The following is a 23,534-nucleotide window of genomic DNA, read 5'->3' as shown; positions in this document are numbered from 1 at the left end:
AGCCTAACCGACGGCCTCGTCCTCGATGTACCGGGCCCTGGCCGCCCGGGAGCCGACCAGGATCTGCGGCACCAGCAGCAGGGCCAGCAGGCCCAGCGGCAGGTACCAGCCGCCGGTGTGCTGGTAGATCGCGCCGATCAGGATCGGGCCGGGGATCGACAGCAGGTAGCCGAGGCTCTGCGCGAAGGCGGAGAGCTGGGTGACCCCGCCGGGGGTACGGGCGCGCAGGCCGAGCATGGTCAGCGCCAGCGGGAAGGCGCACATCGACAGGCCCACCAGGACCGCCCACAGCCAGGACAGCGTGCCGGCGGCGAGCATCAGGCCGAGGAAGCCGGTGATCCCGCACAGGCCCAGCACCAGGACGAAGATCCGCTGGTCGCCGCGGCGGGCGGCGAGGTTGGGCAGTACGAACGAGGCCGGCACGCTGACCGCCATGACCACCGCCAGCAGCACCCCGGACGCCTCGGCGGACACCCCGGCGTCCTGGTAGATCTTGGGCAGCCAGCCCATGGTGGCGTACGCACTGGTCGACTGCAGACCGAAGAACAGGGCGAGCGCCCAGGCGGTGCGGCTGCGCAGGATCGGCAGCTTGGCGCCCTGCGGGCCGCCGCCGCGGCCGACCCGCTCGCGCCGGACCACCAGCACGACGACCCACAGCACCAGCGCGGCGGCCGCCAGCACGCCCCACAGGCCGAGGCCCAGGCGCCAGTTGCCGCCCAGCGCGGTGGTCAGCGGGACGGTCGCGGCGGCGGCCAGCGAGGTGCCGACCGACAGCGCCATCGAGTAGAGGCCGATCATCGGGCCGACCCGGTCCGGGAAGTACCGCTTGATCACCACCGGCAGCAGCACGTTGGAGACCGCGACACCGGCCAGCGCGACCGCGGTCAGCAGCAGGAACACCCCGGCCGAGCCGGTGAACGAGCGGGCCAGCACGCCGACCGTGATCGCGCCCATGCCGGCCGCCACCACCGCGATCGGACCGACCCGGCGGGCCAGCGCGGGCGCCGCCACGCCGAACAGTGCGAAGCACAGCGAGGGCACGGCGGTGAGCAGGCCGGCCACCGTCGGGTTCATCCCCAGGTCGGCCCGGACCCGGTCGAGCAGCGGGCCGAGGCTGGTGACCACCGGGCGCAGGTTGAGCGCGGCGCCGGCGATGGCGACGGCGAGCAGCAGGCCCGCGTACCGGGGAAGGGCCGGCGCGGGCCCGGCGGACGAGCGGGTGGACGGCGACGGCCGGGTGGTCGGAGCGTCCGCCGGGGTGCTCGCTGAGGTGCCTGCTGGGGTAGACATGCGCCCCATCATAGAATCATGGGATGAATGCTCGCACCCCGGTATCCTGGTGCTCTTGCCCACAGGGATAGGAGTCCGATGGCGCTCTCGACGACCCGCCGCACCCCGCTCTCCGATCAGGTGATCGCGCAGCTGCGGGGCCAGATCACCTCGGGCGAGTGGCCGGTCGGCTCACGCATTCCCACCGAGGCGGAGCTGGTCGAGCAGCTCGGGGTCGCCCGCAACACCGTGCGCGAGGCGGTCCGGGCGCTGGCCCACAACGGGCTGCTGGACATCCGCCAGGGCTCCGGCACGTACGTGCTGGCCACCAGCGAACTCGCCGGGGTGATGCACCGCCGCTTCGCCGACGCCGACCAGGACCAGGTCGCCGAGCTGCGCTCCACCCTGGAGACCTCCGCGGCCGGGCTCGCCGCCCTCCGTCGCACCGACCGCGACCTGGAGCTGATCGCCACCGCGCTGGCGCGCCGCGAGGACGCCTGGCGCTCCGGGGACGCCGAGGACTTCGTCCAGGCCGACGCCGCGTTCCACCAGGCGGTGGTGGCCGCCGCCCACAACGAGGTGCTCGCCGCCGTCTACGCCGACCTCGGCGAGGTCACCCGCGCCCACCTGCGGCACGACGTCGGCCCGGAGCTGATCGCCGACCGGTACGTGTCGCACGACGCGATCCTGCAAGCCGTCCGCGACCGGGACGCGGCGAGCGCCTCCCTGGAGGCGGGCCGGGCGATCGGCATGTGCCGCGAGGGCAACTGAAAGGGGCGCGGGGAACGGCGCGCCCGGCCATGCACTCAGGTGGAGCGATGGCCGGTCGCGCGGTTCCCCGCGCCCCTCAAGAAGCGCTTACGCGCCGATCGCGTGCAGGCCGCCGTCCACGTGGACGATCTCGCCGGTGGTCTTCGGGAACCAGTCCGACAGCAGCGCGACCACGCCGCGGCCGGCCGGCTCCGGGTCGGTCAGGTCCCACTTGAGCGGGGAGCGGACGTCCCAGGTGGCGGCCAGGTCGCCGAAGCCCGGGATGGACTTGGCGGCCATCGAACCGAGCGGGCCGGCCGAGATCAGGTTGCAGCGGATGTCGCGCGAACCCAGGTAGCGGGCCAGGTACCGGTTGGTGGACTCGAGGGCGGCCTTGGCCGGGCCCATCCAGTCGTACTGCGGCCAGGCGAACTGCGCGTCGAAGGTCAGGCCGACCACCGAGCCGCCGTCCTGCATCAGCGGGAGCAGCGCCATGGTCAGCGACTTCAGCGAGAACGCGGAGACCTGCATGGCGGTGGCCACGGACTCCCACGGGGTGTCGAGGAAGTTGCCGCCGAGGGCGTCCTGCGGGGCGAAGCCGATGGAGTGGACGATGCCGTCCAGGGTCGGCAGGTGCTCGCGGACCTGGTCGGCGATGCCGGCCAGCTGCTCCGCGTTGGAGACGTCCAGCTCCAGGACCTTGACGGGCTTGGGGAGCTTCTTGGCGATGCGCTCGGTCAGCGTGGGGCGGGGGAAGGCGGTCAGGATGATCTCGGCACCCTGCTCCTGCGCCAGCTTCGCGGTGTGGAAGGCGATGGACGACTCCATCAGCACACCGGTGATCAGAATGCGCTTGCCCTCGAGGATTCCACTCATGTTCAGTGTCCCATGCCCAATCCGCCGTCGACGGGAATGACGGCTCCGGTGATGTATGCGGCCTCGTCCGAGGAGAGGAAGCGGACGGCCGAGGCGATCTCGGCGGGGGCGGCGTAGCGGCCGAGCGGGACGCCCGACACGATCTCCTTGCGGCGCTCCTCGGTGAGCACGGCGGTCATGTCGGTGTCGACGAATCCCGGCGCGACCACGTTGACCGTGATGTTGCGGGAGCCGAGCTCACGGGCGAGCGAACGGGCGAAACCGACCAGGCCGGCCTTGGAGGCGGCGTAGTTGGCCTGGCCCGGGGAGCCGGTGAGGCCGACCACCGAGGAGATCAGCACGATGCGACCCTTGCGGGCGCGCAGCATCTTCGCCGAGGCGCGCTTGACCACGCGGAAGGTGCCGGTGAGGTTGGTCTCCAGCACGGAGCTGAAGTCGTCCTCGGACATGCGCAGCAGCAGCGTGTCCTTGGTGATGCCCGCGTTGGCGACCAGGACCTCGACCGGGCCGTGGGCGGCCTCGATCTCGGTGAAGGCCGCGTCGACCTGCGCGGCGTCGGTGACGTCGGCACGGACGGCGAGCACGTCGTACTTCTGCAGCTCCGCCGGGACCTCGCCCGAGCGGCTGGTGATCGCGACCTTGTCACCGTTCTCGGCGAAGGCCTGGGCAATCGCGAGGCCGATGCCCCGGTTGCCTCCGGTGACGAGAACCGAGCGGCTCAACGGTCCACCTCTCCTAGTCGTGTACGCGTACTCAGAGCGACGCTATCGGTAGCGCGTGAGCGGACGCGAAGCCGCCTTCGACAGGCCCTTTGCCCGAGATCTGTGACATCCCGACAATGCGTGCACCCACCGCCGTGACCGGCGCGGACGGGAACACCGGGGCGTTCACAGCCGTTGCCCCGGGGGCTCCTCGGACTCGCCGGGGCGGCCGTGACACGCGAATGGGAGCGCAAGGATGAGCGACGGACACCCTGGCCGACGGTCACGCCTACTCGCCGTGACGGCCGCCGCCGCCGCGGCCGGTGCGCTGGCGTGGGCGCTGCGCGACCTGCCCGCCGCCTTCGGCCGCCGTCCGGACCCGCTCGACCCGCGGGTGCGCAACTCGCCGCAGTTCCGCGACGGGGTGTTCCACAACGCGCCGTCCGAGCTGGCGCTGCGGGGTGCCGCGCGGCCGGACTCGGGGACGATCCGCCGGATGCTCCTGGACCGCGACGGCCGTACGCCCGCCGGCCCGGTGCCCACCGTACGCCCGGTCCCGACCGCCCGGCCCGCCGAGGGCGTCGAGGTGGTCTGGTACGGCCACGCCTCGGCGCTGGTGGAGGTCGAGGGCAGCCGGGTGCTGCTGGACCCGATCTGGTCCGAGCGCTGCTCGCCGGCCGGCCACGTCGGCCCGAAGCGGCTGCACCCGATGCCGGTCGAACTGGAGGCGCTGCCGCCGGTGGACGCGGTGCTGATCTCCCACGACCACTACGACCACCTCGACATGGCGACGGTGCGGCGGCTGGTGGAGCTGCAGTCGGCGCCGTTCGCGGTGCCGCTGGGCATCGGCGGGCACCTGCGCCGCTGGGGCGTGCCGGAGCACCGGATCATCGAGCTGGACTGGGACGAGACCTGCACGCTCGGCGAGCTCACCCTCACGCTGACCTCCGCGCACCACTTCTCCGGCCGCGGGCTGACCCGCAACACCACGCTGTGGGGCTCCTGGGTGATCGCCGGCCCGAACCGGAAGGTCTACTACACCGGCGACTCCGGCTACTTCGAGGGGTACGCCCGGATCGGCGAGCAGCACGGCCCGTTCGACGCGGCCCTGGTGCAGGTCGGCGCGTACGACGAGGCGTGGGCCGACATCCACATGACGCCGGAGGACGCGGTCCGGGCCCACCTGGACCTGAACGCGGGGCTGCTGGTGCCGGTGCACTGGTGCACCTTCAACCTGAGCCTGCACGCGTGGTCCGAGCCGATCGAGCGGCTGCTGGTCGAGGCCAAGGCGCAGGGCGTGCCGCTGGCGGTGCCGCGGCCCGGTCAGCGGGTCGACGTGGACAACCCGCCGGAGCTCGACGGCTGGTGGGAGACGGTCGCCTGACGGGTGACGCGACGAGGGGCGGGCGGCCGGTGTCACGGCCGCCCGCCCCTCTGCTCTTCGCGTCACCAGGGGCCGCGTCCGCCGTTCGGTGGCGGCGCGGTCGGGACGGCCCCCGGGGCCAGTGGCCGCGGCTCCGGTCCGCCACCGCCCTCCTTGACGGCGTCCCGGGCCCGCGCGTTCAGGTCCCGCAGCTTTGTGGCCAGGTCGGCGTCGGCCCGCCCGGCCTCGTCGAGGATCCGCCGGATCCGGTCCTCGATCGCCTCCTGCTGCTGGTGCTGCTGCACCAGCTCGACCGGGTCGGTGGCGGGCTCCTCCCACGGTGAGCGGCTCACGCTGCCGTCGTCACCGATCACCCAGCCGTAGCTCTTCGCCTCCAGGGACAGGCCCCGGAGCTGGTCCCGGAAGGACCCCAGCAGCATGGCGCCCTCGTCGAGCGCCTCGGCCGTGTCCACCAGCACAGGCCGGCCGCGCCGCATCCGGGCCTCGGTCTCGGCGAGGCGCGCCTCGGCACGGCTCGCGGTCTGACCGGTCCAGTTCTCGATGGCCGGCCGTTCGACCCGGTCCCGCCAGTCGTCGGCGTAGTGGGTCCACCGCTCGGCCTCGGCGCGGTAGGCCTGGGCGGTCGCCGCCAGCGCCCCGGGGTTCGAGTCGTGCAGGGTCGCGTAGTCCATTCCGGCTCCCTCCGATCGGCTCATCGGGCATGCGCCCGGTGGAGTTCGCCGGCGCTGTCCTGGTCGGCCCGGCGGTAGGTCTCGGCCACGTGCACCAGGTTCTTGCCCTGCTCGCGCATGTCGTCGGAGAGCCGGGCCATCAGGTCGAACCAGGTGCCGGCGAGGGCCGACACCTGCTGCTGCGACTCGTAGCCCCGGATCCCGTCCGCGGCCTCCTGGCCGGTGCGGTCGAGCTCGCCCCAGTGGGCCGGGACCCGCCCCGACTGCATGTCGGCCTGCTGCCCCGCGGCGGACAACTGGTCCGGGTGGACGCTGAAGCCGTCCCCGCCCGCGCTGCCGTTGTCATCAGGTCGCATCGTCGATTCCCCCTTCGTCGGCGCCTGACCGTCATTCAACCATCCGGTCGGCGCTTGGTGATCTTCGACGCCCCGATGTGCCCCGAACCGCTGACACGCCGTGCTAATTCCCTGGCCGACAACCCGGTGGACCAGCCATGATGCGATCGGAGACACCTGCCCGATGCCGACCCAGGGAGAGCGATGCCGCCCACAGCCGTCGACCCACAGTTCCTCGCCTATCCGCTGCGCACGCTGGCCGACGCCGCCCTCACCCGCGCCCGCGAACTGGGTGCCGCCCACGCCGACTTCCGCCTGGAGCGGGTCCGCTCCGCGTCCTGGCGGCTGCGCGACGGCCGCCCGGCCGGCTCCACGGACACGGTGCAGCTCGGCTTCGCCGTCCGGGTGCTGCTGGACGGTGCCTGGGGCTTTGCCGCCGGGGTGGACCTGACCACCGCGGCCGCCGCACGGGTGGCCGAGCAGGCCGTCGAGGTGGCCCGGCTCTCCGGCGGGATCAGCCGCGCCGCGGGCTCCGCGGACCTGGTCGAGCTCGCCCCCGAGCCGGTCCACCAGGACGCCACCTGGGTCTCCGCGTACGACGTCAACCCGTTCGAGGTGCCGGACGCGGAGAAGACCGGGCTGCTCGCCGACTGGAGCAACCGGCTGATGGCCGCCGACGGCGTCTCGCACGTCATGGCCGCCCTGCTGACGGTCCAGGAGAACAAGTTCTACGCCGACACCGCCGGCACCGTCACCACCCAGCAGCGGATCCGGCTGCACCCGTGGCTGGAGGCCACCGCGGTCGACGAGAAGACCGGCGCGTTCGACTCGATGCGCACCATCGCCCCGCCGGTCGGCCGCGGCTGGGAGTACCTGACCGGCACCGGCTGGGACTGGAACGCCGAACTGGCCGAGCTGCTGGCCGAGAAGATGAAGGCCCCCTCGGTCCGGGCCGGCTCCTACGACCTGGTGATCGACCCGTCCAACCTCTGGCTGACCATCCACGAGTCGATCGGCCATGCCACCGAGCTGGACCGCGCCCTCGGCTACGAGGCCGCGTACGCCGGCACCTCGTTCGCCACCTTCGACAAGCTCGGCTCGCTGAAGTACGGCTCGGAGCTGATGCACGTCACCGGCGACCGCACCGCCGAGCACGGCCTGGCCAGCACCGGCTACGACGACGAGGGCGTGGCCACCCAGTCCTGGGACCTGATCAAGGACGGCGTCCTGGTCGGCTACCAACTCGACCGCCGGATGGCGCAGTTGAAGGGCTTCGGCCGCTCCAACGGCTGCGCCTTCGCCGACTCGCCCTCGCACGTGCCGGTGCAGCGGATGGCCAACGTCTCGCTCCAGCCGGTGGCCGGCGGCCCGGACACCGACGGCCTGGTCTCCCAGGTGGAGAACGGGCTGTACATCGTCGGCGACCGCTCCTGGTCGATCGACATGCAGCGCTACAACTTCCAGTTCACCGGCCAGCGGGCGTACGCCATCCGGAACGGCCGACTCGCCGGCCAGGTCAAGGACTTCGCCTACCAGGCCACCACCACCGACTTCTGGGGCTCGATGAGCGCCGTCGGCGGCCCGCAGACCTACGTCCTCGGCGGCGCCTTCAACTGCGGCAAGGCCCAGCCGGGCCAGGTCGCGGCGGTCAGCCACGGCTGCCCGTCCGCGCTGTTCCGCAACGTCAACGTGCTCAACACCCAGCAGGAGGCGGGTCACTGATGTCCCACACGCACCCCCACGAGCTGGTCGAGCGGGCGCTGGAGCTGTCCCGGGCGGACGGCTGCGTGGTGATCGCCGACGAGGAGTCCACCGCCAACCTGCGCTGGGCCGGCAACGCGCTCACCACCAACGGCGTCACCCGCAGCCGCCGGCTCACCGTGATCGCCACCATCGACGGCGCCGAGGGCACCGCCTCCGGCGTGGTCGCCCGCGAGGCCGTCACCCCGGACGAGGTGGAGAGCCTGGTCCGGGCCGCCGAGGAGGCCGCCCGCGGCGCCGAGCCCGCCGAGGACGCCCAGCCGCTGATCGACGCCCGCCCGGCCGACCCCCGCTTCACCGAGCCGCCCGCCGAGACCTCCGCCGCGGTGTTCACCGCCTTCGCCCCCGCCCTCGGCGAGGCCTTCGCCCGCGCCCGCGAGGCCGGCGAGCTCCTCTACGGCTTCGCCCGCCACGAGGTCACCTCCACCTACGTCGGCACCTCCACCGGCCTGCGGCTGCGCCACGACCAGCCCACCGGCTCGGTCGAGCTCAACGCCAAGACCGCCGACCTGACCGGCTCCGCCTGGGCCGGCGCCGCCACCCGCGACTTCACCGACGTGGACGTCGCTGCCCTGCACGCCCAGCTCAGCCGGCGCCTCGCCTGGGGCAGCAAGCGGATCGACCTGCCGGCCGGCCGGTACGAGGCGCTGCTGCCGCCCTCCGCCGTCGCCGACCTGCTGGTCTACCTCAGCTGGTCCTCCGGCGCGCGGGACGCCTCCGAGGGCCGCTCCGTCTTCTCCAAGCCCGGCGGCGGCACCCGGATCGGCGAGCGGCTCAGCCCGCTGCCGATCACCCTGCGCTCCGACCCCGCCGAGCCCGGCCTGGAGGCCGCGCCGTTCGTCATCGCCCACTCCTCCGGCGAGAACGACTCCGTCTTCGACAACGGCCAGCCGCTCGCCGCGACCGACTGGATCCGCGGCGGCGAACTCACCAACCTGCTCAGCACCCGGCACTCCGCCGGCCTGGCCGGGCTGCCGCTCACCCCGCCGATCGACAACCTGGTGCTGGAGACCGCCGACCAGGCGGCCGCCCCGACCCTGGACGAGATGATCGCCCGGACCGAGCGCGGGCTGCTGCTCACCTGCCTCTGGTACATCCGCGAGGTCGACCCGGCGACGCTGCTGCTCACCGGCCTCACCCGGGACGGCGTGTACCTGGTCGAGAACGGCGAGGTGGTCGGCGCGGTGAACAACTTCCGCTTCAACGAGTCGCCCGTCGACCTGCTCGCCCGGATCACCGAGGTCGGCCGTACCGAGCGCTGTCTGCCCCGTGAGTGGGGCGACTGGTTCACCCGCGCGGCCATGCCGGCCGTCCGCGTGCCGGACTTCAACATGAGCTCGGTCAGCCAGGCCAGCTGACAGTACCTCCAGGGGCGCGGGGAACTGCGCGACCAGCCCACCGGTGACGGAGGTGCAAGGTCGTTCGCGCAGTTCCTCGCGCCCCTGTTGAAATGTGGTTGCCCACCTGCAGAACGCGCTGCGACCATCGATCCGAAATGGACGAGAAGCAGACCGTCAGAGCCTCCAAGAACCTTTCCCGCATCCTCCGCCACGACCCGGCCTCCGTCGGCCTCGCGCTCGACCCGGCCGGCTGGGTCCCCGTCGCCGACCTGCTCGCCGCGCTGGCCCGCCAGGGCCGCCCGCTGAGCCGCGCCCAGCTGGACCACGTGGTGGCGAACAACAACAAGAAGCGCTTCGCCTACTCCGAGGACGGCGGCGCGATCCGGGCCAGCCAGGGCCACACCGTCGAGGTGGACCTCGGCCTGCCGGCGACCACCCCGCCGAACGTGCTGTACCACGGCACCGCCGACCGCAACCTGGACGCGATCTTCCACGAGGGCCTGCGCCCGATGTCCCGCCGGGACGTGCACCTGTCCGCCGACACGGAGACCGCCGTCCGGGTGGGCTCGCGGCACGGCCGTCCGGTGGTGCTGGCCGTGGACGCGGCCGCGATGGCCGCCGACGGCCACGAGTTCCGGGTCAGCGCCAACGGCGTCTGGCTGACCGACGCCGTCCCGCCGCGGTACCTGCGCCGCACCCCTGTGGCCGGGCGGGCGTGAGGCGGCGTACCGTGAGGTGGCCGCGTCCCTGAGGCGGGTGCGGATACGGACGAGGGCGGTAGGACATGCGCAAGGGCTCCAGTGGCGGAGAGGTGCACCGGATCACGGGGGCTCGCAGCAGCCTGACCGAGGACGTCCGGGGGCGCCAGCGCCGCTACGTGATCTCCATGCTGGTCCGCACCGTGTGCGTGGTGCTGGCGGTGGTGCTGTGGGACGTCCAGCGCTACCTGGCGGTCCTCGCGCTGGTCGGCGGCGCGCTGCTGCCGTACTTCGCGGTGGTGATCGCCAATGCCGGCCGGGAGAAGGCGCCGGGTCTGCCGAGCACCTTCGCGATCTCCCCGGAGACGCCGCTGATGCTCGGTCCGGGTGGCACCGGAGGCGGCGGCGCGGCCGCCAAGCAGCAGCCCGAGGAGTGACCGACCCTCAAACCGCCTGTCCGGTATGCCCGTTTCTGCTGTGATTTGACCAGCAGAAACCTCAGAACAACCTCAAATTAATCATGAAAGAGGCGCCCGCACGGCACCTCCGGCGTGCCATACTTCCTTAGCGCTCCGCATCCCCCGTCGGAGCGACAGACCGACACCGGGCAGCTCCCCCCGTGGCTGCCCGGTGTCGTCATGCCCGGATCCTGTCCGGAACATGCCGGGGAACCGCCCGGAATATGATCGTCCCCATGGACACGCCCCCGCTCTCCCTCTTCGGCACGCCGGACGACGCCCCCGCGGGCCCGCCGATCTGCTCGGCCAAGGGCTGCCGGGCACCGGCCGCCTGGGTGCTGGTCTGGAACAACCCCAAGCTGCACACGCCGGACCGCCGCAAGACGTGGCTCGCCTGCGAGGAGCACCGCGAGCACCTCTCCCAGTTCCTGGGCGTCCGCGGCTTCCTCAAGGACGTCGTCCCGTTCGCCGAGTTCACCGGCTGAGGTACACCGCGGCTCGTTCAGCCGCCGATCGCGGACATCGGCCGCTCGGGCTGGTGGAACTGCGGGTCGTCGATGCCGCCGCCGGCCTTCTTGCCCCACATCGCCTTGCGCCACAGCTCACCGAGTTCGGCGTCGCTCGCGCCGGAGCGCAGCGCGGTCCGCAGGTCGGTCTCGGTGGTGGCGAACAGGCAGTCGCGGATCTGGCCGTCGGCGGTCAGCCGGGTGCGGTCGCAGGCGCGGCAGAACGGCCGGGTGACCGAGGCGATCACGCCGACCCGGGCCGGGCCGCCGTCCACCAGCCAGCGCTCGGCCGGGGCGGCGCCGCGGGCGGCGGTGGCCTCGGGGGTGAGGGTGAAACGCTTCTGCAGCAGGGCGAGGATCTCCTCGGCGGTGACCATCCGGGTGCGGTCCCAGCCGTGCTGGGCGTCCAGCGGCATCTGCTCGATGAAGCGCAGCTCGTACCCGCGCTCCACGCACCAGGCGAGCAGGTCGCCGGCCTCGTGGTCGTTGACCCCGCGCATCAGCACCGCGTTGAGCTTCACCGGGGCGAGACCGGCGGCCTCGGCGGCGGCCAGGCCCTCCAGGACGTCGTGGTGGCGCCGGCGGCGGGTGAGGGTGAAGAAGGTCTCCGGGTCGAGGGTGTCGAGGGAGACGTTGATCCGGTCCAGCCCGGCGGCGCGCAGCGCGTCGGCGGTACGGGCCAGGCCGATGCCGTTGGTGGTGAGGGAGAGCTCGGGGCGCGGGTCGAGTTCGGCGCAGGCGGCGACGACGCCGACCAGTCCGGGGCGCAGCAGCGGCTCGCCGCCGGTGAACCGGACCTCGCGCACGCCCAGGTCGCGCACGGCGATCCCGACCAGCCGGACGATCTCCTCGTCGGTCAGCAGGTCGGGCTTGGCGAGCCACTGCAGGCCCTCCTCGGGCATGCAGTACGTGCAGCGCAGGTTGCACCGGTCGGTGAGCGAGACGCGGAGGTCCACGGCCTGTCGGCCGAAGGTGTCCAACAGCATCGGGGCTCCCTGTCCTGTACCGGCCGCCGGTCGGTGAACGAGTCGGCCCGGCCCGCTGGGACGCGGGCCGGGCCAGCTTATCGGGGCGGTCGGACCGCTCCGGGGTCCTGTCCGGTCAGTGGGCGCCCAGCCCGGTCAGCGAGCGGACCTCGAGTTCAGCGTACTTCGCCGGGTCGGCCGGCCGCCGGGAGAGCAGGGTGGCGATCCAGCCGGCCAGGAAGCCGACCGGGATGGAGACCAGGCCGGGGTTCTCCAGCGGGAACCACTGGAAGTCGCTGTGCGGGAAGAGCGAGGTGGGCTTTCCGGAGACCACCGGCGAGAAGATCACCAGGGTGACCGAGGTGATCAGGCCGGCGTAGACCGAGGCGACCGCACCGGCGGTGGTGAAGCGCTTCCAGAACAGCGAGTAGAGCAGGGTCGGCAGGTTGGCCGAGGCGGCGACCGCGAAGGCCAGGGCCACCAGGGCGGCGGCGTTGAGCTTGTCGGCGAAGATCGACAGCAGGATGGCGATCGCGCCGATCGCCACCGCGGCCAGCTTGGCGCTGGTCACCTCCTCCTTCTCGCTCGCCCTGCCGCGCCGGATCACATTGGCCCAGAGGTCGTGGGCGAAGGAGGCGGAGGAGGCCAGGGTGAGTCCGGCGACGACGGCCAGGATGGTGGCGAAGGCCACCGCCGAGATCACCGCCAGCAGCACCGCGCCGCCGGTGGTGCCGGCGCCGCCGCCGAGCTGCTCGGCGAGCAGCGGGGCCGCGGTGTTGCCGGCCGCGTTGGAGGCCTTGATGGTCCTGGGGCCGACCAGGGCGGCGGCGCCGAAGCCGAGCGCCAGGGTCATCAGGTAGAAGCCGCCGATGATGCCGATCGCCCAGAGCACCGACTTCCGGGCAGCCCGGGCGGTGGGCACGGTGTAGAAGCGGACCAGGATGTGCGGGAGGCCGGCGGTGCCGAGCACCAGGGCGATGCCGAGGCTGATGAAGTCCAGTTTGGTGGTGCCGGTGGCGCCGTACTTGAGGCCGGGCTCCAGGAAGGCGGAGCCCTTGCCGCTGGCGTCGGCGGCGGCGCCGAGCAGCGCGGACGGGTTGAAGTGGTACTTGGCCAGCACCAGGACGGTCATCAGCGCGGTGCCGGCGATCAGCAGCACCGCCTTGACGATCTGCACCCAGGTGGTGCCCTTCATGCCGCCGACGGCGACGTAGATGACCATCAGCGCGCCGACCGCGACGATGGTCCAGCGCTTGGCCCCGTCGCCGCTGACGCCGAGCAGCAGCGCGACCAGCGAGCCGGCGCCGACCATCTGGGCCAGCAGGTAGAAGATCGACACCACGATGGTGGAGACGCCGGCGGCGGTGCGGACCGGGCGCTGGCGCATCCGGAAGGCCAGCACGTCGGCCATGGTGTAGCGGCCGGAGTTGCGCAGCGGCTCGGCCACCAGGAGCAGCGCGACCAGCCAGGCGACCAGGAAGCCGATCGAGTAGAGGAAGCCGTCGTAGCCGTACAGGGCGATGGCGCCGGCGATGCCGAGGAAGGACGCGGCGGACATGTAGTCGCCGGAGATGGCCAGGCCGTTCTGGAAGCCGGTGAAGCCGCGGCCGCCGGCGTAGAAGTCGGCGGCGTCCTTGGTCTGCCGGCCGGCCCAGATCGTGATGCCGAGGGTGGCCAGCACGAACACGCCGAACAGGCTCATGGTCAGCGTGCGGTGCTCGCTCGCCGAGGTGGCGAGCAGGGTGGTGGTGGTCATTCGGCCGCCTCCCGGGGGTTGACGACGGCCTCGCCGGCGTGGCGCTCGCGCAGCTCGGCGGCGGGCGGGTCGAGCCGCCGACCCGCGTAGCGGGCGTACCAGGCGGCGATCGCGAAGGTGGAGGCGAACTGCAGCAGGCCCATCACCAGGGCGACGTTGACGTGGCCGAAGACGGTGGTGCCCATGAAGTCGGGCGCGTAGCTGGAGAGCAGGACGTAGAGCAGGTACCAGAGGAGGAACGCGGCGGTGACCGGGAAGGCGAAGCCGCGGAACGAGCGGCGCAGGTGCTGGAACTCGGTTGTCTCCTCCAGGCGTTGGAGCGTTTCGGGGGTGGTCTGCGGCGGGCTGTCCACGCGATGTCTCCTGACGTTCGGCGCTACCGGGGGGAACGAGTGGAGGTGAGGTGCGTCACAGGGCATTGCCGCGCATGCTAGATCCACTGGACGCGGACGGAAAGCGTCCGCGCACGATCTGGCCGAAAAGCATCTGTACGTACCAACGGGGCGGCACCGCTGCTGCGGTGCCGCCCCGTTGACGGTGGGTCAGAAGGAGATCCGGACCTTCAGCGCGGACCGGTTGTCCATCGCGCGGTAGCCCTCCGGCACGCCGTCCAGGTCGACCGTGCGGTCGAAGACCAGGCCCGGGTCGATCTTCCCGGAGAGCACGTCCGGCAGCAGCTCGGGGATGTACGCGCGGGCCGGGGCGACCCCGCCGCGCAGCTGGACGTTGCGGCCGAACATCTGGCCGATGTCGACGCCGGCCGAGCCGCCGTGCGGGACGCCGACGTAGCCGACCGCGCCGCCGTCGCGGGCGATCGATATCGCGGTGCGCATCGACTCCTCGGTGCCGACCGCCTCCAGCACCGCGTGGGCGCCCTGGCCACCGGTCAGCTCCTTGACCTTCTCGATGGCGTCCTCGCCGCGCTCGGCGACCACGTCGGTGGCGCCGAACTTCCGGGCGATGTCGGTGCGGACCTGGTGGCGGCCGAGCGCGATGATCCGGCCGGCGCCGAGCCGGTGCGCGGCGAGCACGCCGCACAGGCCGACCGCGCCGTCGCCGACCACGGCGACCGTGGAGCCCGGGGTGACGCCGGCCGAGACGGCGGCGTGGTGGCCGGTCGCCATCACGTCGGACAGCGACAGCAGTCCGGGCAGCAGCTTCTCGTCACCGGCCGCCTCCTTGGGCAGCTGCACCAGGGTGCCGTCGGCGAACGGGACGCGGACCGCCTCGCCCTGGCCGCCGTCCGAGCCGACCTGGCCCCAGAACCCGCCGTGCGGGCAGGAGGTCTGCAGGCCCTCGCGACAGAAGTCACAGGTGCCGTCCGACCAGACGAACGGCGCCACCACGAAGTCGCCGGCCTTGAAGCCGCGCACCTGGGGGCCGACCTCCTCGACCACGCCGAGGAACTCGTGCCCGATCCGCTGGCCCGCCTCGCGCGAGGCCACCCCGCGGTACGCCCACAGGTCGCTGCCGCAGATGCAGGCGTTCACCACCCGGACCACCGCGTCGGTCGGCTGCTGGATGCGGGCGTCGGGGACGTCCTCGATCCGGATGTCGTTGGGGCCGTGGATCACGGTGGCGCGCATGGGGGTGTCCTTGTCGCATGGTCCGGCCGTCGGGGTGCGGACGGCCTGTTGGTCGGGGTGCGGACGGCCTGTTGAGGGCCGACCAGGTGTACGACCACTCCACCGCCCACTCTATTCCGGGGTGTGGCGCACGCCACCGGTCACGGGTTCCCGGCCATCCCTGTCGTTGATCACCCTTAAAGTGGTTGGCCATGTACGCGTTCCAGTCCACGACCTTCCCCGCGCAGCGCTCCGGCGACGACGCCCCGGGCTTCGCGGTGGTCGACGTCGAGACCACCGGCCTCGGCCGGTCGGACCGCGTCATCTCGGCCGGCGTCTACCAGCTCGACGCCCACGGCGAGGTGACCGACCACTGGTACACCCTGGTCAACCCGGAGCGGGACCCCGGCCCGGTGTGGATCCACGGCCTCACCGAGGACGTGCTGGCCGGCGCCCCCACCTTCCCCGAGGTGGCCGACGAGCTGGCGGAGCGGCTGCGCGGCCGGGTGATGGTCGCCCACAACGCCCTCTTCGACTGGAACATGATCTCCCGCGAGTTCTCCCGGGCCGGCCTGCGCGCCCCGGTCGAGCAGCGGCTGTGCACCATGGTGCTGGCCCGCGACCTCGGCCTGCCGCTGCCCAACGGCAAGCTCGCCTCGCTCGCCGCGTACTTCGGCGTCCAGCAGCGCCAGGCCCACAACGCGCTGGACGACGCCCGGGTGCTCGCCGAGATCTTCCGCCCCAGCCTGCGGCTGGCCCGCGAGGGCGGCGTCCCGCTGCCGCTGACCACCTGCGTGGCCGTGACCGACCTCGGCGAGGACAGCCCCGCCACCCCCTCCCGCGGCTCCTGGAGCTCCTCCTACCGCCCCAGCCGCAAGCGGCCGGCCTGCCCCTACCCCAACCCGGGCCGCTGGGTCGACGGCAACCCGCTGATGCAGGGCATGCGGGTGGCCATCACCGGCGACACCGCCACCGACCGCGAACTGCTGGAGGACCGCGCCGTCGAGGCCGGCCTGCACATCGCCTCCTCGGTCAGCCGGCTCACCAGCCTGCTGGTCACCAACGAGCCCGGCAGCTGGAGCGGCAAGGCCCGCAAGGCCCGCGAGTACGGCACCCCGGTGGTCGGCGAGGACGCCTTCCTCCAGCTGCTGCGCGAGGTCGTCGCGCACCCCGGTGCGTAGATCATCGGTAAGGCCAGCTAGCGTGCCGGGTGTGTACCGATTTCTGCTGTCCGCGCGCTGGGCGGTCATCGCGCTCGTCGCGCTGCTGCTGATCCCGACCATGGTCCGGTTGGGTTTCTGGCAGTACCACCGCCACGAGGCCCGGGTCGCGCGCAACACGCTGATCGGGAAGAACCTCGGCAGCGCGCCGGTCGCCTTCGACTCGCTCTCCACCCCCGGGTGGGCGGTGCCGACCGACCGGACCTGGCTCACCGTGACGGCGGTCGGCACGTACGACACGGCGCACGAGTTCGTGGTGCGCGGCCGGACCGAGCCGGGCGGCAGCACCATCGGCTACTTCGTGGTCACCCCGCTGACCCTGGCGGACGGCAAGGGCTCGGTGCTGGTCAACCGAGGCTGGGTGGAGTCCGCCGCAGACGCCACCAGCTACCCGACCGTGCCCGCCCCGCCCACCGGCGAGGTCACCGTCACCGGACGGCTGCGCGCCGACGAGACCACCGCCAGCAGCGGCATCCGCGACCGCGGCGGCCTGCCGGAGCGCCAGTACAAGCTGATCAACACCGCCCAGCAGGGCAAGGCCGGCACCACCGGGCTGCTCGGCGGCTACCTGGAGCTGGCCTCCGCGACCCCCGCCGTCGGCGCGACCCCCGAACTGCTCGCCGAGCCCAACCACTCGGACATCGGCCCGCACATGGCCTACGCGATCCAGTGGTGGCTGTTCGCGGCCCTGGTGCCGGTGGGGCTCGTGGTGATGGCCCGCCGTGAGAAGGCCTCGCTGGCAGGTGCCCCCGAGGGGCGCGAGGAACTGCGCGCCCAGCCCACCGCGGTCTGACCCCCCTGCCGCTACAGCCCGCCCGTCAGCGCCTGTTCGGCCCAGATCGTCTTGCCGTTCCTGGTGTAGCGGCTCCCCCACCGCTGGGTGAGCTGCGCGACCAGGTACAGCCCGCGCCCGCCCTCGTCGGTGAGCCGGGCCCGCCGCATCCGCGGCTGCGTCGCACTCGGATCCGACACCTCGCAGGTCAGCGCCGCCGCGCGGATCAGCCGCACCTCCACCGGCCCGCCCGCGTACCGGATCGCGTTGGTCACCAGCTCGCTCAGCACCAGCTCGGTGGTGAACACCAGCTCCGCCAGCCCCCACTCCTCCAGCTGCCGGGTCGCCGCCTCCCGGACCCCGGACACGGCCGCCGGATCCGCCGGGATGGTCCAGCTGGCCGTCGCACCGACCGGCACCTCGCGCAGGTGCGCCAGCAGCAGGGTGACGTCGTCGTCCAGCCGCTCCGCGGGCAGCCCGGCGACGATCTCCCGCCCGGCCCGGCGCAGCCCGACACCGAAGTCGGTCCGCTCCAGCCGGGTCAGCAGTCCGGCCATCCCCTCGTCCAGGTCCGCGGCGCCGCCCTCGATCAGCCCGTCGGTGTAGAGCACCAGCACGCTGCCGGGCGCGACCTCCACCTCGGTGGCCTCGAACGGCAGGCCCCCGACGCCGAGCGGCGGGCCGGGGTTGATCCTCAGGTACGCGGCCCGGCCGTCCGGGCCGACCACGGCGGGCGGCGGGTGTCCGGCGCTGGCAGCGGTGCAGCGCCCGGAGACCGGGTCGTAGACGGCGTAGACGCAGGTGGCGCCGACCGGGTCGGCCTCGCGACGGGCGCGGGCGTCCTCGTCGTCCGGGTGCTCGCCGTCCTCGTCCTCGTCCTCCACCACCAGCTGCGAGACCAGGTCGTCCAGGTGCACCAGCAGCTCGTCCGGTTCCAGGTCGAGGTCGGCCAGGGTGCGGACGGCGGTGCGCAGCCGTCCCATGGTGGCGCTGGCCTGCAGGCCGTGGCCGACCACGTCCCCGGCCACCAGGGCGACCCGCGCCGAGGAGAGCGGGATGACGTCGAACCAGTCCCCGCCGATGCCGCTGGCGGTGTCGGTCGGCAGGTACACGCTGGCGGTGACCGCGGCGGCGGTCTCGCTCTCGGCGGGCGGCAGCAGGCTGCGCTGCAGGCCGACGGCGGCGCGGTGCTCGCGGGTGAAGCGGCGGGCGTTGTCGAGCGCCAGCGCGGTCCGGGCGGCGATCTGGCGCAGCACGTCCAGGTCGGCCGGATCGTACGGTCCCCGGGCCGACGCGCGGCGCAGGGTGACCACGCCGAGCAGGATGCCGCGGGCCCGGAGCGGGGCGGTCATCGCGGGCGGGTCGTCCACGGCGACGGCGGTGGCGTCCGCGTCGACCAGCACCGCCGGGCCGCGCGCGCCGACCCGGCCGGGCGGTCCGGCGGCGCCGGCCGGGCCGGCCGGTGGAGCCGGGCCGCCGCCGGCCGCGGGGTCCGCGGGAGGGGCCGAGGCGGTGCGGCGCAGTGTCAGCCGGCCGTCCGCTCCGACGACCGGCTCGTCGCCGGTGAAGACCGCCTCCGCGATGTCCACCTCGGCGTGGTCGGCCAGCGCGGGCACCAGGACGGCGGCCAGGTCGTGGGCGGTCCCCTCGACCGAGAGGGTGGAGCCGACCGCGGCGGTGGCCCGGTGCAGCAGTTCCAGCCGCTCCCGGGACCGGTGCACCTCGGTGACGTCCCCGAACAGCGCGGTCACCCCGATCACCCGGCCGTCGGGGGTCTGCAGCCGGAACGCCTCGATCGCCATCACCGCCCCGCCGCGCGGATCGTCGAGGGTGCGGACCAGCACCTCGGCCCGGACCACCGGCCGGCCGGTGCGCAGCACGTCGCGCAGCAGCTCGTCGACCGCCTCCGCGTCCTTCGGGTAGAGGAAGTCGGCCAGCCGGTGACCGCCCAGGTCGGCCGGCAGGCCGCTGTACGGGAGGAGGTGGGTATTGGTGCGCACCAGCCGCAGTTGCTCGTCGAAGACCGCCAGGCCGATCCGGTCCTGGAGGAACAGCTCGCGGGTGAACGCGTGGTCCTGGCTCCACCGGACGACCCGGTCGGTGGGGGCGCAGAGCACCAGGTGGCGCGGGCTGCCGGGCTCCCCGGCGAGCGGGAGGACCCGGTAGCAGACGGCCATCGGCTCGCCGCGGCCGGTGCGCACCTCGGTGTCGCCCGTCCAGCCGTTGCGGGTGCGCCGCGGCCGGTGGCCCGGGTCCGCCAGCAGCTCGCGGACCGGCCGGCCGGTGACCTCGGCCGCCGACAGGTCCAGCAGCCGCTCGGCGGCGTTCGTCCAGCCCACGATGCAGCCGGTGCCGTCGACCAGGGCCGCGGCCATGCTGTCGATGTACGGCAGCCGCCGTCTCTCCATGCTCTGCACCTCGGGTGGGTGGTCCGCTTCCCCCATCTTCGGCCGGTTCCCCGCCGCGCGCCATCGACGCCGACTGCCTCGCCCGGACCGCCGCCCCGGTGCGCCGGCCGCCGGAATCGCGCCCGGCTTGCGCCCCGCCCGGCGGCCCGCACACCGCTGGTACGGTCGCCGGATGCCCTCGCCCGTCACCGCCGACGACCTGTCTGCCACCCTCCGCGCGGCCCTCGCCACCCTGCGCCCGGCCGTCGGCGCGGCCTGGACCACGCCGCTCGCCCCCGGTGGCTGGAGCTGCTGGGAGACCGTCGAACACGTCGCGGACGGCCTCTTCGGCTACGCGGCCCAGCTCGCCCCCGCCGAGCCGCCGCAGCACGACTACGTTCCGCTCGCCTGGCACCGCGACCGGCCCGACGGACCGCCGAACGCCCTGCGCGCCGACCCGGCGGCCGGGCCGGACGGCCTGCTGCGGGTCCTGGACGCGGCGGGCGGCATCCTGGCGGCGGTGCTCCGGGCCGCCCCGCCCGAGGCGCGCGCCTTCCACGTCTGGGGCCTCGCCGACCCCGAGGGCTTCGCCGCGATGGGCACCGCCGAGCTGCTGCTCCACGTCCACGACGTCTGCCAGGCCCTGGACCTCCCGTGGAGCCCGCCCGCCGAGCGCTGCGCCCGCGTCCTGGCCCGCCTCTTCCCCGACGCCCCGGCCGGCCACTCCCCCTGGCCCACCCTCCTCCACGCCACCGGCCGCACCGACCTCCCCGGCCACCCCCGCCCCACCGCCTGGCGCTGGCACAGCGCACCCCCGGCCGAGGCCTGAGCGCCGCCCGACGGGCCTCAGTGCTGGGCGTTCCAGAAGCCGATCGCGACCGAGCCCCACCAGCCGACCTGGGAGATCAGGGCGGAGGCGGCGCCGCGGCCGAGCAGGCGGTGGGGCGGGCGGGTGTCGCCGTACTCCTCGAGGCGCTGGTGGAGAGCGGTCGCGTGGACGCCGTTGAGGGCGATGGCGAGCACCAGGACCAGCTTCAGCCAGGTGAGCGGGGAGTCCAGGTGCGGTTCCAGCAGGATGCCGCTGAAGGTGAGGCCGGCCAGGCCGGCCCAGACCGGGACGTGCAGCGGCGCGGTGAAGTCCACCACCTGCCGGAGGGTGCGCCGGCCGAGCAGCCAGAGCAGTCCCAGGTAGTCGATGGCCAGCACGGCGCCGAAGCCGACCACCAGGGTGGCGAGGTGGACGAAGAGCGCCGCAGTGTGCAGCGACGGGTCGGCGTGCAGGTGGCCGGCGGTCCAGGCACTGGCCGCCCACATCCCGGCGAGGCCGAAGGACACGGCGACGCACCGGGCCGCGGTCCCGGCGAGGGGGGCGGCGAACTGCTCGGGCTGGGGCATGGCTGTACTCCGGGGATGGTGACCGCGCGACGAAAGCGAGGTTAGGTTTCCCTAAGTTTTGTTCTCCCGTCAACTTCCGACCCGCCCGTGAGACGGGGCTCACCGACGGGGCGGGAGCAGGCAGGATGGGCCCATGGATCTCGGACTTCAGCAGAAGGTGTACGTACTGACCGGTGCCACCCGGGGGCTGGGCTTCGCCTCGGCGCGGGAGCTGGTCGCGGATGGTGCGCGGGTGGTGATCAGCGGGCGTTCGCAGGAGGGGCTGGATGCGGCCGTCGCGGAGCTGGGCGGCGCGGAGCACGCCCACGGGGTGGTCGCCGACAATGCCGACCCGGCGAGCGCGGAGCGGCTGGTCGCGGCGGCGAAGGAGCGCTTCGGCCGGCTGGACGGCGTGCTGATCAGCGTCGGCGGCCCGAAGGCCGGGCCGGTGCTGGTGGCGGAGGACGAGGTGTGGCGCGGGGCCTTCGAGTCGGTGTTCCTGGGGGCGCTGCGGGTGGCCCGGACGGCGGCGGCGGAGCTGGGCGAGGGCGGGGTGATCGCGTTCGTGCTCTCGGGTTCGGTGCGCGAGCCGATCGCGGGCCTGGGCATCTCGAACGGGCTGCGGCCGGGTCTGGCGATGGCGGCCAAGTCGCTGGCGGACGAGCTGGGTCCGCGCGGCATCCGGGTGGTGGGCCTGCTGCCGGCCCGGATCGACACCGACCGGGTGCGTGAGCTGGACGGGCTGAGCGGTGATGCCGAGGCCGCCCGGGCGCGGGCCAGCGCCGCCATTCCGCTGGGCCGGTACGGGACGCCGCAGGAGTTCGGCCGGGTCGCGGCGTTCCTGCTCTCCCCGGCCGCCTCGTACCTCACCGGCGTGATGGTCCCGGTGGACGGCGGCGCCCTGCGCGGCCTCTGACGGCCGGTCGAAGGATGCTCAGTGCACCCGGGGGTGGTGCCCCCGGGTGGCGGAGGCGCGTCGGCCGGTGACCCGGATCCGCAGTTCGGACCGCAGGTCGGCGAGGCCGAGGGTGGTGCGGGCGTGGGCCATCGGCCCGGCCTCGTACCTCCGCAGGAGGTCGGCGGTGTGGCCGCCGGAGACCATCCGCAGGGCCGCCCGGATGTGCGGGTGGTGGGGGTCGCCAGCCACCCGGGCGGTGATCCGGGCGACCTCGGGGAGGGCGATCGTCTCGGTTTCGAGCGCCTCCTCGACGGCCCGGCTGCGGACGTGCAGGGCGAAGTGGCCGGTCGGCCCGGCCGGGGAGGGCAGGTCGATCCCGGCCGGGCCGCTGCCGCGCACCTGCCCGAACAGCCACCACAGTCCGCCGGCCAGCACCACCGAGGGGACGGCGATGGCGACCGGCCACCACCAGGCCCGGTCGCTCCAGCGGGTGCGCGCCTCGGCGCTGAGCACCGGCTGGTCCGGCGAGGTCCAGGGCCACCGACTCGGCATGGAGAGGCCCAGGTGTCCGTACAGGTCGAGGCCGCCGGCCAGCGCCAACAGGCCGGTGAGCAGCAGGATCACGCCGACCACGGCGAGGATGGTCCGGTTGACCGCGCCTCGGCCCATCACGGCTCCTGTTCCAGGGCTTTGCGGTGGTGCGGGCCGTGGGACCGGACGGTGCGGGTGCGCACGTCCAGCCGGTGCGGTGCGGCCAGCGGGATCCGGGCGAGTTCGGCGCGCAGCGCCCGTTCCACCGCGGCCGGGTCGTGCGCGCCGGTGACGGTGACCCGGGTGGCCCGCCGGGTGACCTTGACCTTGGCGCCGTGGACGTCGGGCAGTTCGGCGGCGCGCTCGGCGATCAGCGCGGCGACCCCGCCGCGGTGGATCGCCGCCCCGGCCGGTTCCAGGGCCAGCCAGCGGCGCAGTCCGGGGGCGAAGGCGAGAGTGCAGAGCAGGGCGCCGAGCAGGACGGCGACTCCGGCGGCGGTCAGCACCCAGATGTCGTCGAGGTGCCGGGTGGCCAGCTGGTGGGCGAGCCGGGAGCGCCACTCCCGGGCGGGGTGGCCGGTGCGCACCGCGATGACGTCGTACAGCAGCGCCCCGGCGGCGATCACCACGGCGGTGACCACGACGCAGGTGGCGGCGGTGCGGCGGGAGCGCAGCTTGGGTCCGGGGGCGCCGCGGCCGGCGGCGGCCGCGCGGTCGCCGGAGTCGGGGGCGCCGAGCGCCTCCAGCGCCTCCGGCCCGTTCACCGGACGGCTCCGGCGGGCACCAGGCGGTCGACGATCACGGTGACGTCGCCGACGGGGGTGCCGGTGAGCGCGGTGACCCGTTCGATGGCCGCGTCGCGGGCGCGGACGGCGAGGGCGGCGGTGTCGACGGGGTACGGGAGGTCGAGGTGGAGGGTGAGCCTGACCCGGCCGCGGACCACCAGGACGGAGACCCGGGGCAGCGGTCCGTGCTGCGGCCGTTCGGCCCACGCGTCGGCGAGCGCCTCGCGGGCGGCCTGGGCGGCGATCCGGGCGTAGACCGGGTCGGCGATCCGCAGCCGCCCGCGGCCGGCGGGCGCGGGCAGGGCGACCGGCTCGGTCATCGGCGCCGCCGGTCGCGGCTGCGCAGCAGGTCGCCGATCTCACCGAGCTCGATGTCGCCCTCCAGGAGGCGACCCACCACGAAGCCGACCGCGCCGAGCAGGGCGACCAGCAGGAACGCGGCGAAGCCGCCGAAGTACCCGGCGAAGCCGAGGGCCATGCCGGCGACCATGCCGATCAGGGCCAGATTCATCCGCTCGTCTCCCTTGCCGCT

At 73.8% G+C, this 23,534-nt stretch carries 26 protein-coding genes; 11 read left to right on the top strand and 15 right to left on the bottom strand.

Going from position 1 to position 23,534, the window contains the following annotated elements:
* Positions 1-3: 3 nt before the first annotated feature.
* Positions 4-1,299 (bottom strand): CynX/NimT family MFS transporter, encoded by a 1,296-nt coding sequence (locus tag FHR36_RS06420; protein WP_380232242.1) that lies wholly within the window; start codon positions 1,297-1,299, stop codon positions 4-6.
* Positions 1,300-1,368: 69 nt separating this feature from the next.
* On the opposite strand from FHR36_RS06420, the gene FHR36_RS06415 reads away from it, so the two are divergent.
* Complete coding sequence (locus tag FHR36_RS06415; protein WP_253794495.1) at positions 1,369-2,040, top strand: FadR/GntR family transcriptional regulator; 672 nt, start codon at positions 1,369-1,371, stop codon at positions 2,038-2,040.
* Between the two features lie 87 nt (positions 2,041-2,127).
* Here FHR36_RS06415 and fabI read toward each other — a convergent pair whose 3' ends face one another.
* Together fabI and fabG are read right to left on the bottom strand one after the other, a co-directional pair.
* A complete protein-coding gene (gene fabI, locus FHR36_RS06410) occupies positions 2,128-2,895 on the bottom strand; it encodes an enoyl-ACP reductase FabI (protein ID WP_253794493.1) in 768 nt (255 codons plus the stop codon).
* Between the two features lie 2 nt (positions 2,896-2,897).
* Complete coding sequence (gene fabG / locus FHR36_RS06405; RefSeq protein ID WP_253794491.1) at positions 2,898-3,617, bottom strand: 3-oxoacyl-[acyl-carrier-protein] reductase; 720 nt, start codon at positions 3,615-3,617, stop codon at positions 2,898-2,900.
* 235 nt (positions 3,618-3,852) lie between these two features.
* On the opposite strand from fabG, the gene FHR36_RS06400 reads away from it, so the two are divergent.
* Positions 3,853-4,980 carry an MBL fold metallo-hydrolase gene (locus tag FHR36_RS06400; protein ID WP_253794489.1) on the top strand — a complete coding sequence of 376 codons (1,128 nt, stop codon included), beginning with the start codon at positions 3,853-3,855 and terminating at the stop codon, positions 4,978-4,980.
* 62 nt (positions 4,981-5,042) lie between these two features.
* On the opposite strand, the gene FHR36_RS06395 is transcribed toward FHR36_RS06400, so the two are convergent.
* Both FHR36_RS06395 and FHR36_RS06390 read right to left on the bottom strand, forming a co-directional pair.
* Entirely contained in the window at positions 5,043-5,651 is a 609-nt protein-coding gene (locus tag FHR36_RS06395) for a hypothetical protein (protein ID WP_253794487.1), read from the bottom strand.
* A 20-nt stretch (positions 5,652-5,671) separates the two neighbouring features.
* On the bottom strand, positions 5,672-6,007 hold the full coding sequence (locus tag FHR36_RS06390) for a hypothetical protein (protein ID WP_253794485.1): 336 nt from the start codon (positions 6,005-6,007) through the stop codon (positions 5,672-5,674).
* Between the two features lie 183 nt (positions 6,008-6,190).
* Here FHR36_RS06390 and FHR36_RS06385 point away from each other — a divergent pair, with 183 nt between their 5' ends.
* The 5 genes from FHR36_RS06385 to FHR36_RS06365 all read left to right on the top strand — a co-directional run bounded on the left by FHR36_RS06385 (position 6,191) and on the right by FHR36_RS06365 (position 10,728).
* Positions 6,191-7,708, top strand: a complete 1,518-nt coding sequence (locus FHR36_RS06385) for a TldD/PmbA family protein (protein WP_253794483.1) — start codon at positions 6,191-6,193, stop codon at positions 7,706-7,708.
* Positions 7,708-9,105, top strand: a complete 1,398-nt coding sequence (locus FHR36_RS06380) for a metallopeptidase TldD-related protein (protein ID WP_253794482.1) — start codon at positions 7,708-7,710, stop codon at positions 9,103-9,105. The genes FHR36_RS06385 and FHR36_RS06380 overlap by 1 nt, the downstream gene beginning before the upstream one ends.
* 137 nt (positions 9,106-9,242) lie before the next feature.
* On the top strand, positions 9,243-9,806 hold the full coding sequence (locus FHR36_RS06375) for an RNA 2'-phosphotransferase (protein WP_253794481.1): 564 nt from the start codon (positions 9,243-9,245) through the stop codon (positions 9,804-9,806).
* Positions 9,807-9,871: 65 nt separating this feature from the next.
* Positions 9,872-10,222, top strand: a complete 351-nt coding sequence (locus FHR36_RS06370) for a DUF3099 domain-containing protein (RefSeq protein ID WP_308199190.1) — start codon at positions 9,872-9,874, stop codon at positions 10,220-10,222.
* 257 nt (positions 10,223-10,479) lie between these two features.
* Complete coding sequence (locus FHR36_RS06365) at positions 10,480-10,728, top strand: hypothetical protein (RefSeq protein WP_253794480.1); 249 nt, start codon at positions 10,480-10,482, stop codon at positions 10,726-10,728.
* 17 nt (positions 10,729-10,745) lie between these two features.
* On the opposite strand, the gene moaA is transcribed toward FHR36_RS06365, so the two are convergent.
* The 4 genes from moaA to FHR36_RS06345 form a co-directional block, all read right to left on the bottom strand.
* Complete coding sequence (gene moaA / locus FHR36_RS06360) at positions 10,746-11,735, bottom strand: GTP 3',8-cyclase MoaA (RefSeq protein ID WP_253794479.1); 990 nt, start codon at positions 11,733-11,735, stop codon at positions 10,746-10,748.
* A 115-nt stretch (positions 11,736-11,850) separates the two neighbouring features.
* A complete protein-coding gene (locus FHR36_RS06355) occupies positions 11,851-13,470 on the bottom strand; it encodes a monocarboxylic acid transporter (protein ID WP_253794478.1) in 1,620 nt (539 codons plus the stop codon).
* A complete protein-coding gene (locus FHR36_RS06350) occupies positions 13,467-13,889 on the bottom strand; it encodes a DUF485 domain-containing protein (RefSeq protein WP_380232237.1) in 423 nt (140 codons plus the stop codon). The genes FHR36_RS06355 and FHR36_RS06350 overlap by 4 nt, the downstream gene beginning before the upstream one ends.
* 123 nt (positions 13,890-14,012) lie before the next feature.
* Entirely contained in the window at positions 14,013-15,056 is a 1,044-nt protein-coding gene (locus tag FHR36_RS06345) for a zinc-dependent alcohol dehydrogenase family protein (protein WP_253794475.1), read from the bottom strand.
* Between the two features lie 191 nt (positions 15,057-15,247).
* Between FHR36_RS06345 and FHR36_RS06340 the strand changes: the two genes are divergently transcribed.
* The gene (locus FHR36_RS06340; RefSeq protein WP_253794473.1) at positions 15,248-16,216 is read left to right on the top strand and encodes a DEDDh family exonuclease; all 969 of its coding nucleotides are present in this window, start codon (positions 15,248-15,250) and stop codon (positions 16,214-16,216) included.
* Positions 16,217-16,247: 31 nt separating this feature from the next.
* Positions 16,248-17,048 (top strand): SURF1 family cytochrome oxidase biogenesis protein, encoded by an 801-nt coding sequence (locus FHR36_RS06335; RefSeq protein WP_253794471.1) that lies wholly within the window; start codon positions 16,248-16,250, stop codon positions 17,046-17,048.
* A gap of 11 nt (positions 17,049-17,059) precedes the next feature.
* Here the strand turns inward: FHR36_RS06335 and FHR36_RS06330 are convergent, their stop codons facing one another.
* Complete coding sequence (locus FHR36_RS06330; protein WP_253794469.1) at positions 17,060-19,435, bottom strand: SpoIIE family protein phosphatase; 2,376 nt, start codon at positions 19,433-19,435, stop codon at positions 17,060-17,062.
* 172 nt (positions 19,436-19,607) lie between these two features.
* On the opposite strand from FHR36_RS06330, the gene FHR36_RS06325 reads away from it, so the two are divergent.
* Positions 19,608-20,243 carry a DinB family protein gene (locus FHR36_RS06325; RefSeq protein ID WP_253794468.1) on the top strand — a complete coding sequence of 212 codons (636 nt, stop codon included), beginning with the start codon at positions 19,608-19,610 and terminating at the stop codon, positions 20,241-20,243.
* A 17-nt stretch (positions 20,244-20,260) separates the two neighbouring features.
* Here FHR36_RS06325 and FHR36_RS06320 read toward each other — a convergent pair whose 3' ends face one another.
* Positions 20,261-20,809 (bottom strand): hypothetical protein, encoded by a 549-nt coding sequence (locus FHR36_RS06320; RefSeq protein WP_253794467.1) that lies wholly within the window; start codon positions 20,807-20,809, stop codon positions 20,261-20,263.
* A gap of 133 nt (positions 20,810-20,942) precedes the next feature.
* Between FHR36_RS06320 and FHR36_RS06315 the strand changes: the two genes are divergently transcribed.
* A complete protein-coding gene (locus tag FHR36_RS06315; protein ID WP_253794466.1) occupies positions 20,943-21,704 on the top strand; it encodes an SDR family oxidoreductase in 762 nt (253 codons plus the stop codon).
* Positions 21,705-21,722: 18 nt separating this feature from the next.
* On the opposite strand, the gene FHR36_RS06310 is transcribed toward FHR36_RS06315, so the two are convergent.
* Genes FHR36_RS06310 through FHR36_RS06295 form a run of 4 tightly spaced genes read right to left on the bottom strand, consistent with a single transcriptional unit; the run spans position 21,723 to position 23,513 of the window.
* Positions 21,723-22,355, bottom strand: a complete 633-nt coding sequence (locus FHR36_RS06310; RefSeq protein ID WP_253794465.1) for a hypothetical protein — start codon at positions 22,353-22,355, stop codon at positions 21,723-21,725.
* Entirely contained in the window at positions 22,355-22,981 is a 627-nt protein-coding gene (locus FHR36_RS39840) for a DUF6286 domain-containing protein (RefSeq protein ID WP_308199189.1), read from the bottom strand. The genes FHR36_RS06310 and FHR36_RS39840 overlap by 1 nt, the downstream gene beginning before the upstream one ends.
* Entirely contained in the window at positions 22,978-23,322 is a 345-nt protein-coding gene (locus FHR36_RS06300; protein ID WP_253794464.1) for a hypothetical protein, read from the bottom strand. Before FHR36_RS06300 ends, FHR36_RS39840 begins: the two co-directional genes overlap by 4 nt.
* Positions 23,319-23,513: a hypothetical protein gene (locus tag FHR36_RS06295; RefSeq protein ID WP_253794463.1), complete on the bottom strand. Its 195-nt coding sequence runs from the start codon at positions 23,511-23,513 to the stop codon at positions 23,319-23,321. Before FHR36_RS06295 ends, FHR36_RS06300 begins: the two co-directional genes overlap by 4 nt.
* Positions 23,514-23,534: the final 21 nt, after the last annotated feature.

It is taken from the genome of Kitasatospora cinereorecta (genome assembly GCF_024172095.1).
Taxonomy (GTDB): Bacteria; Actinomycetota; Actinomycetes; order Streptomycetales; family Streptomycetaceae; genus Kitasatospora; species Kitasatospora cinereorecta.
Note: the sequence above shows the minus strand (reverse complement) of the source record. Positions and strands in the feature narration are given on the sequence as shown.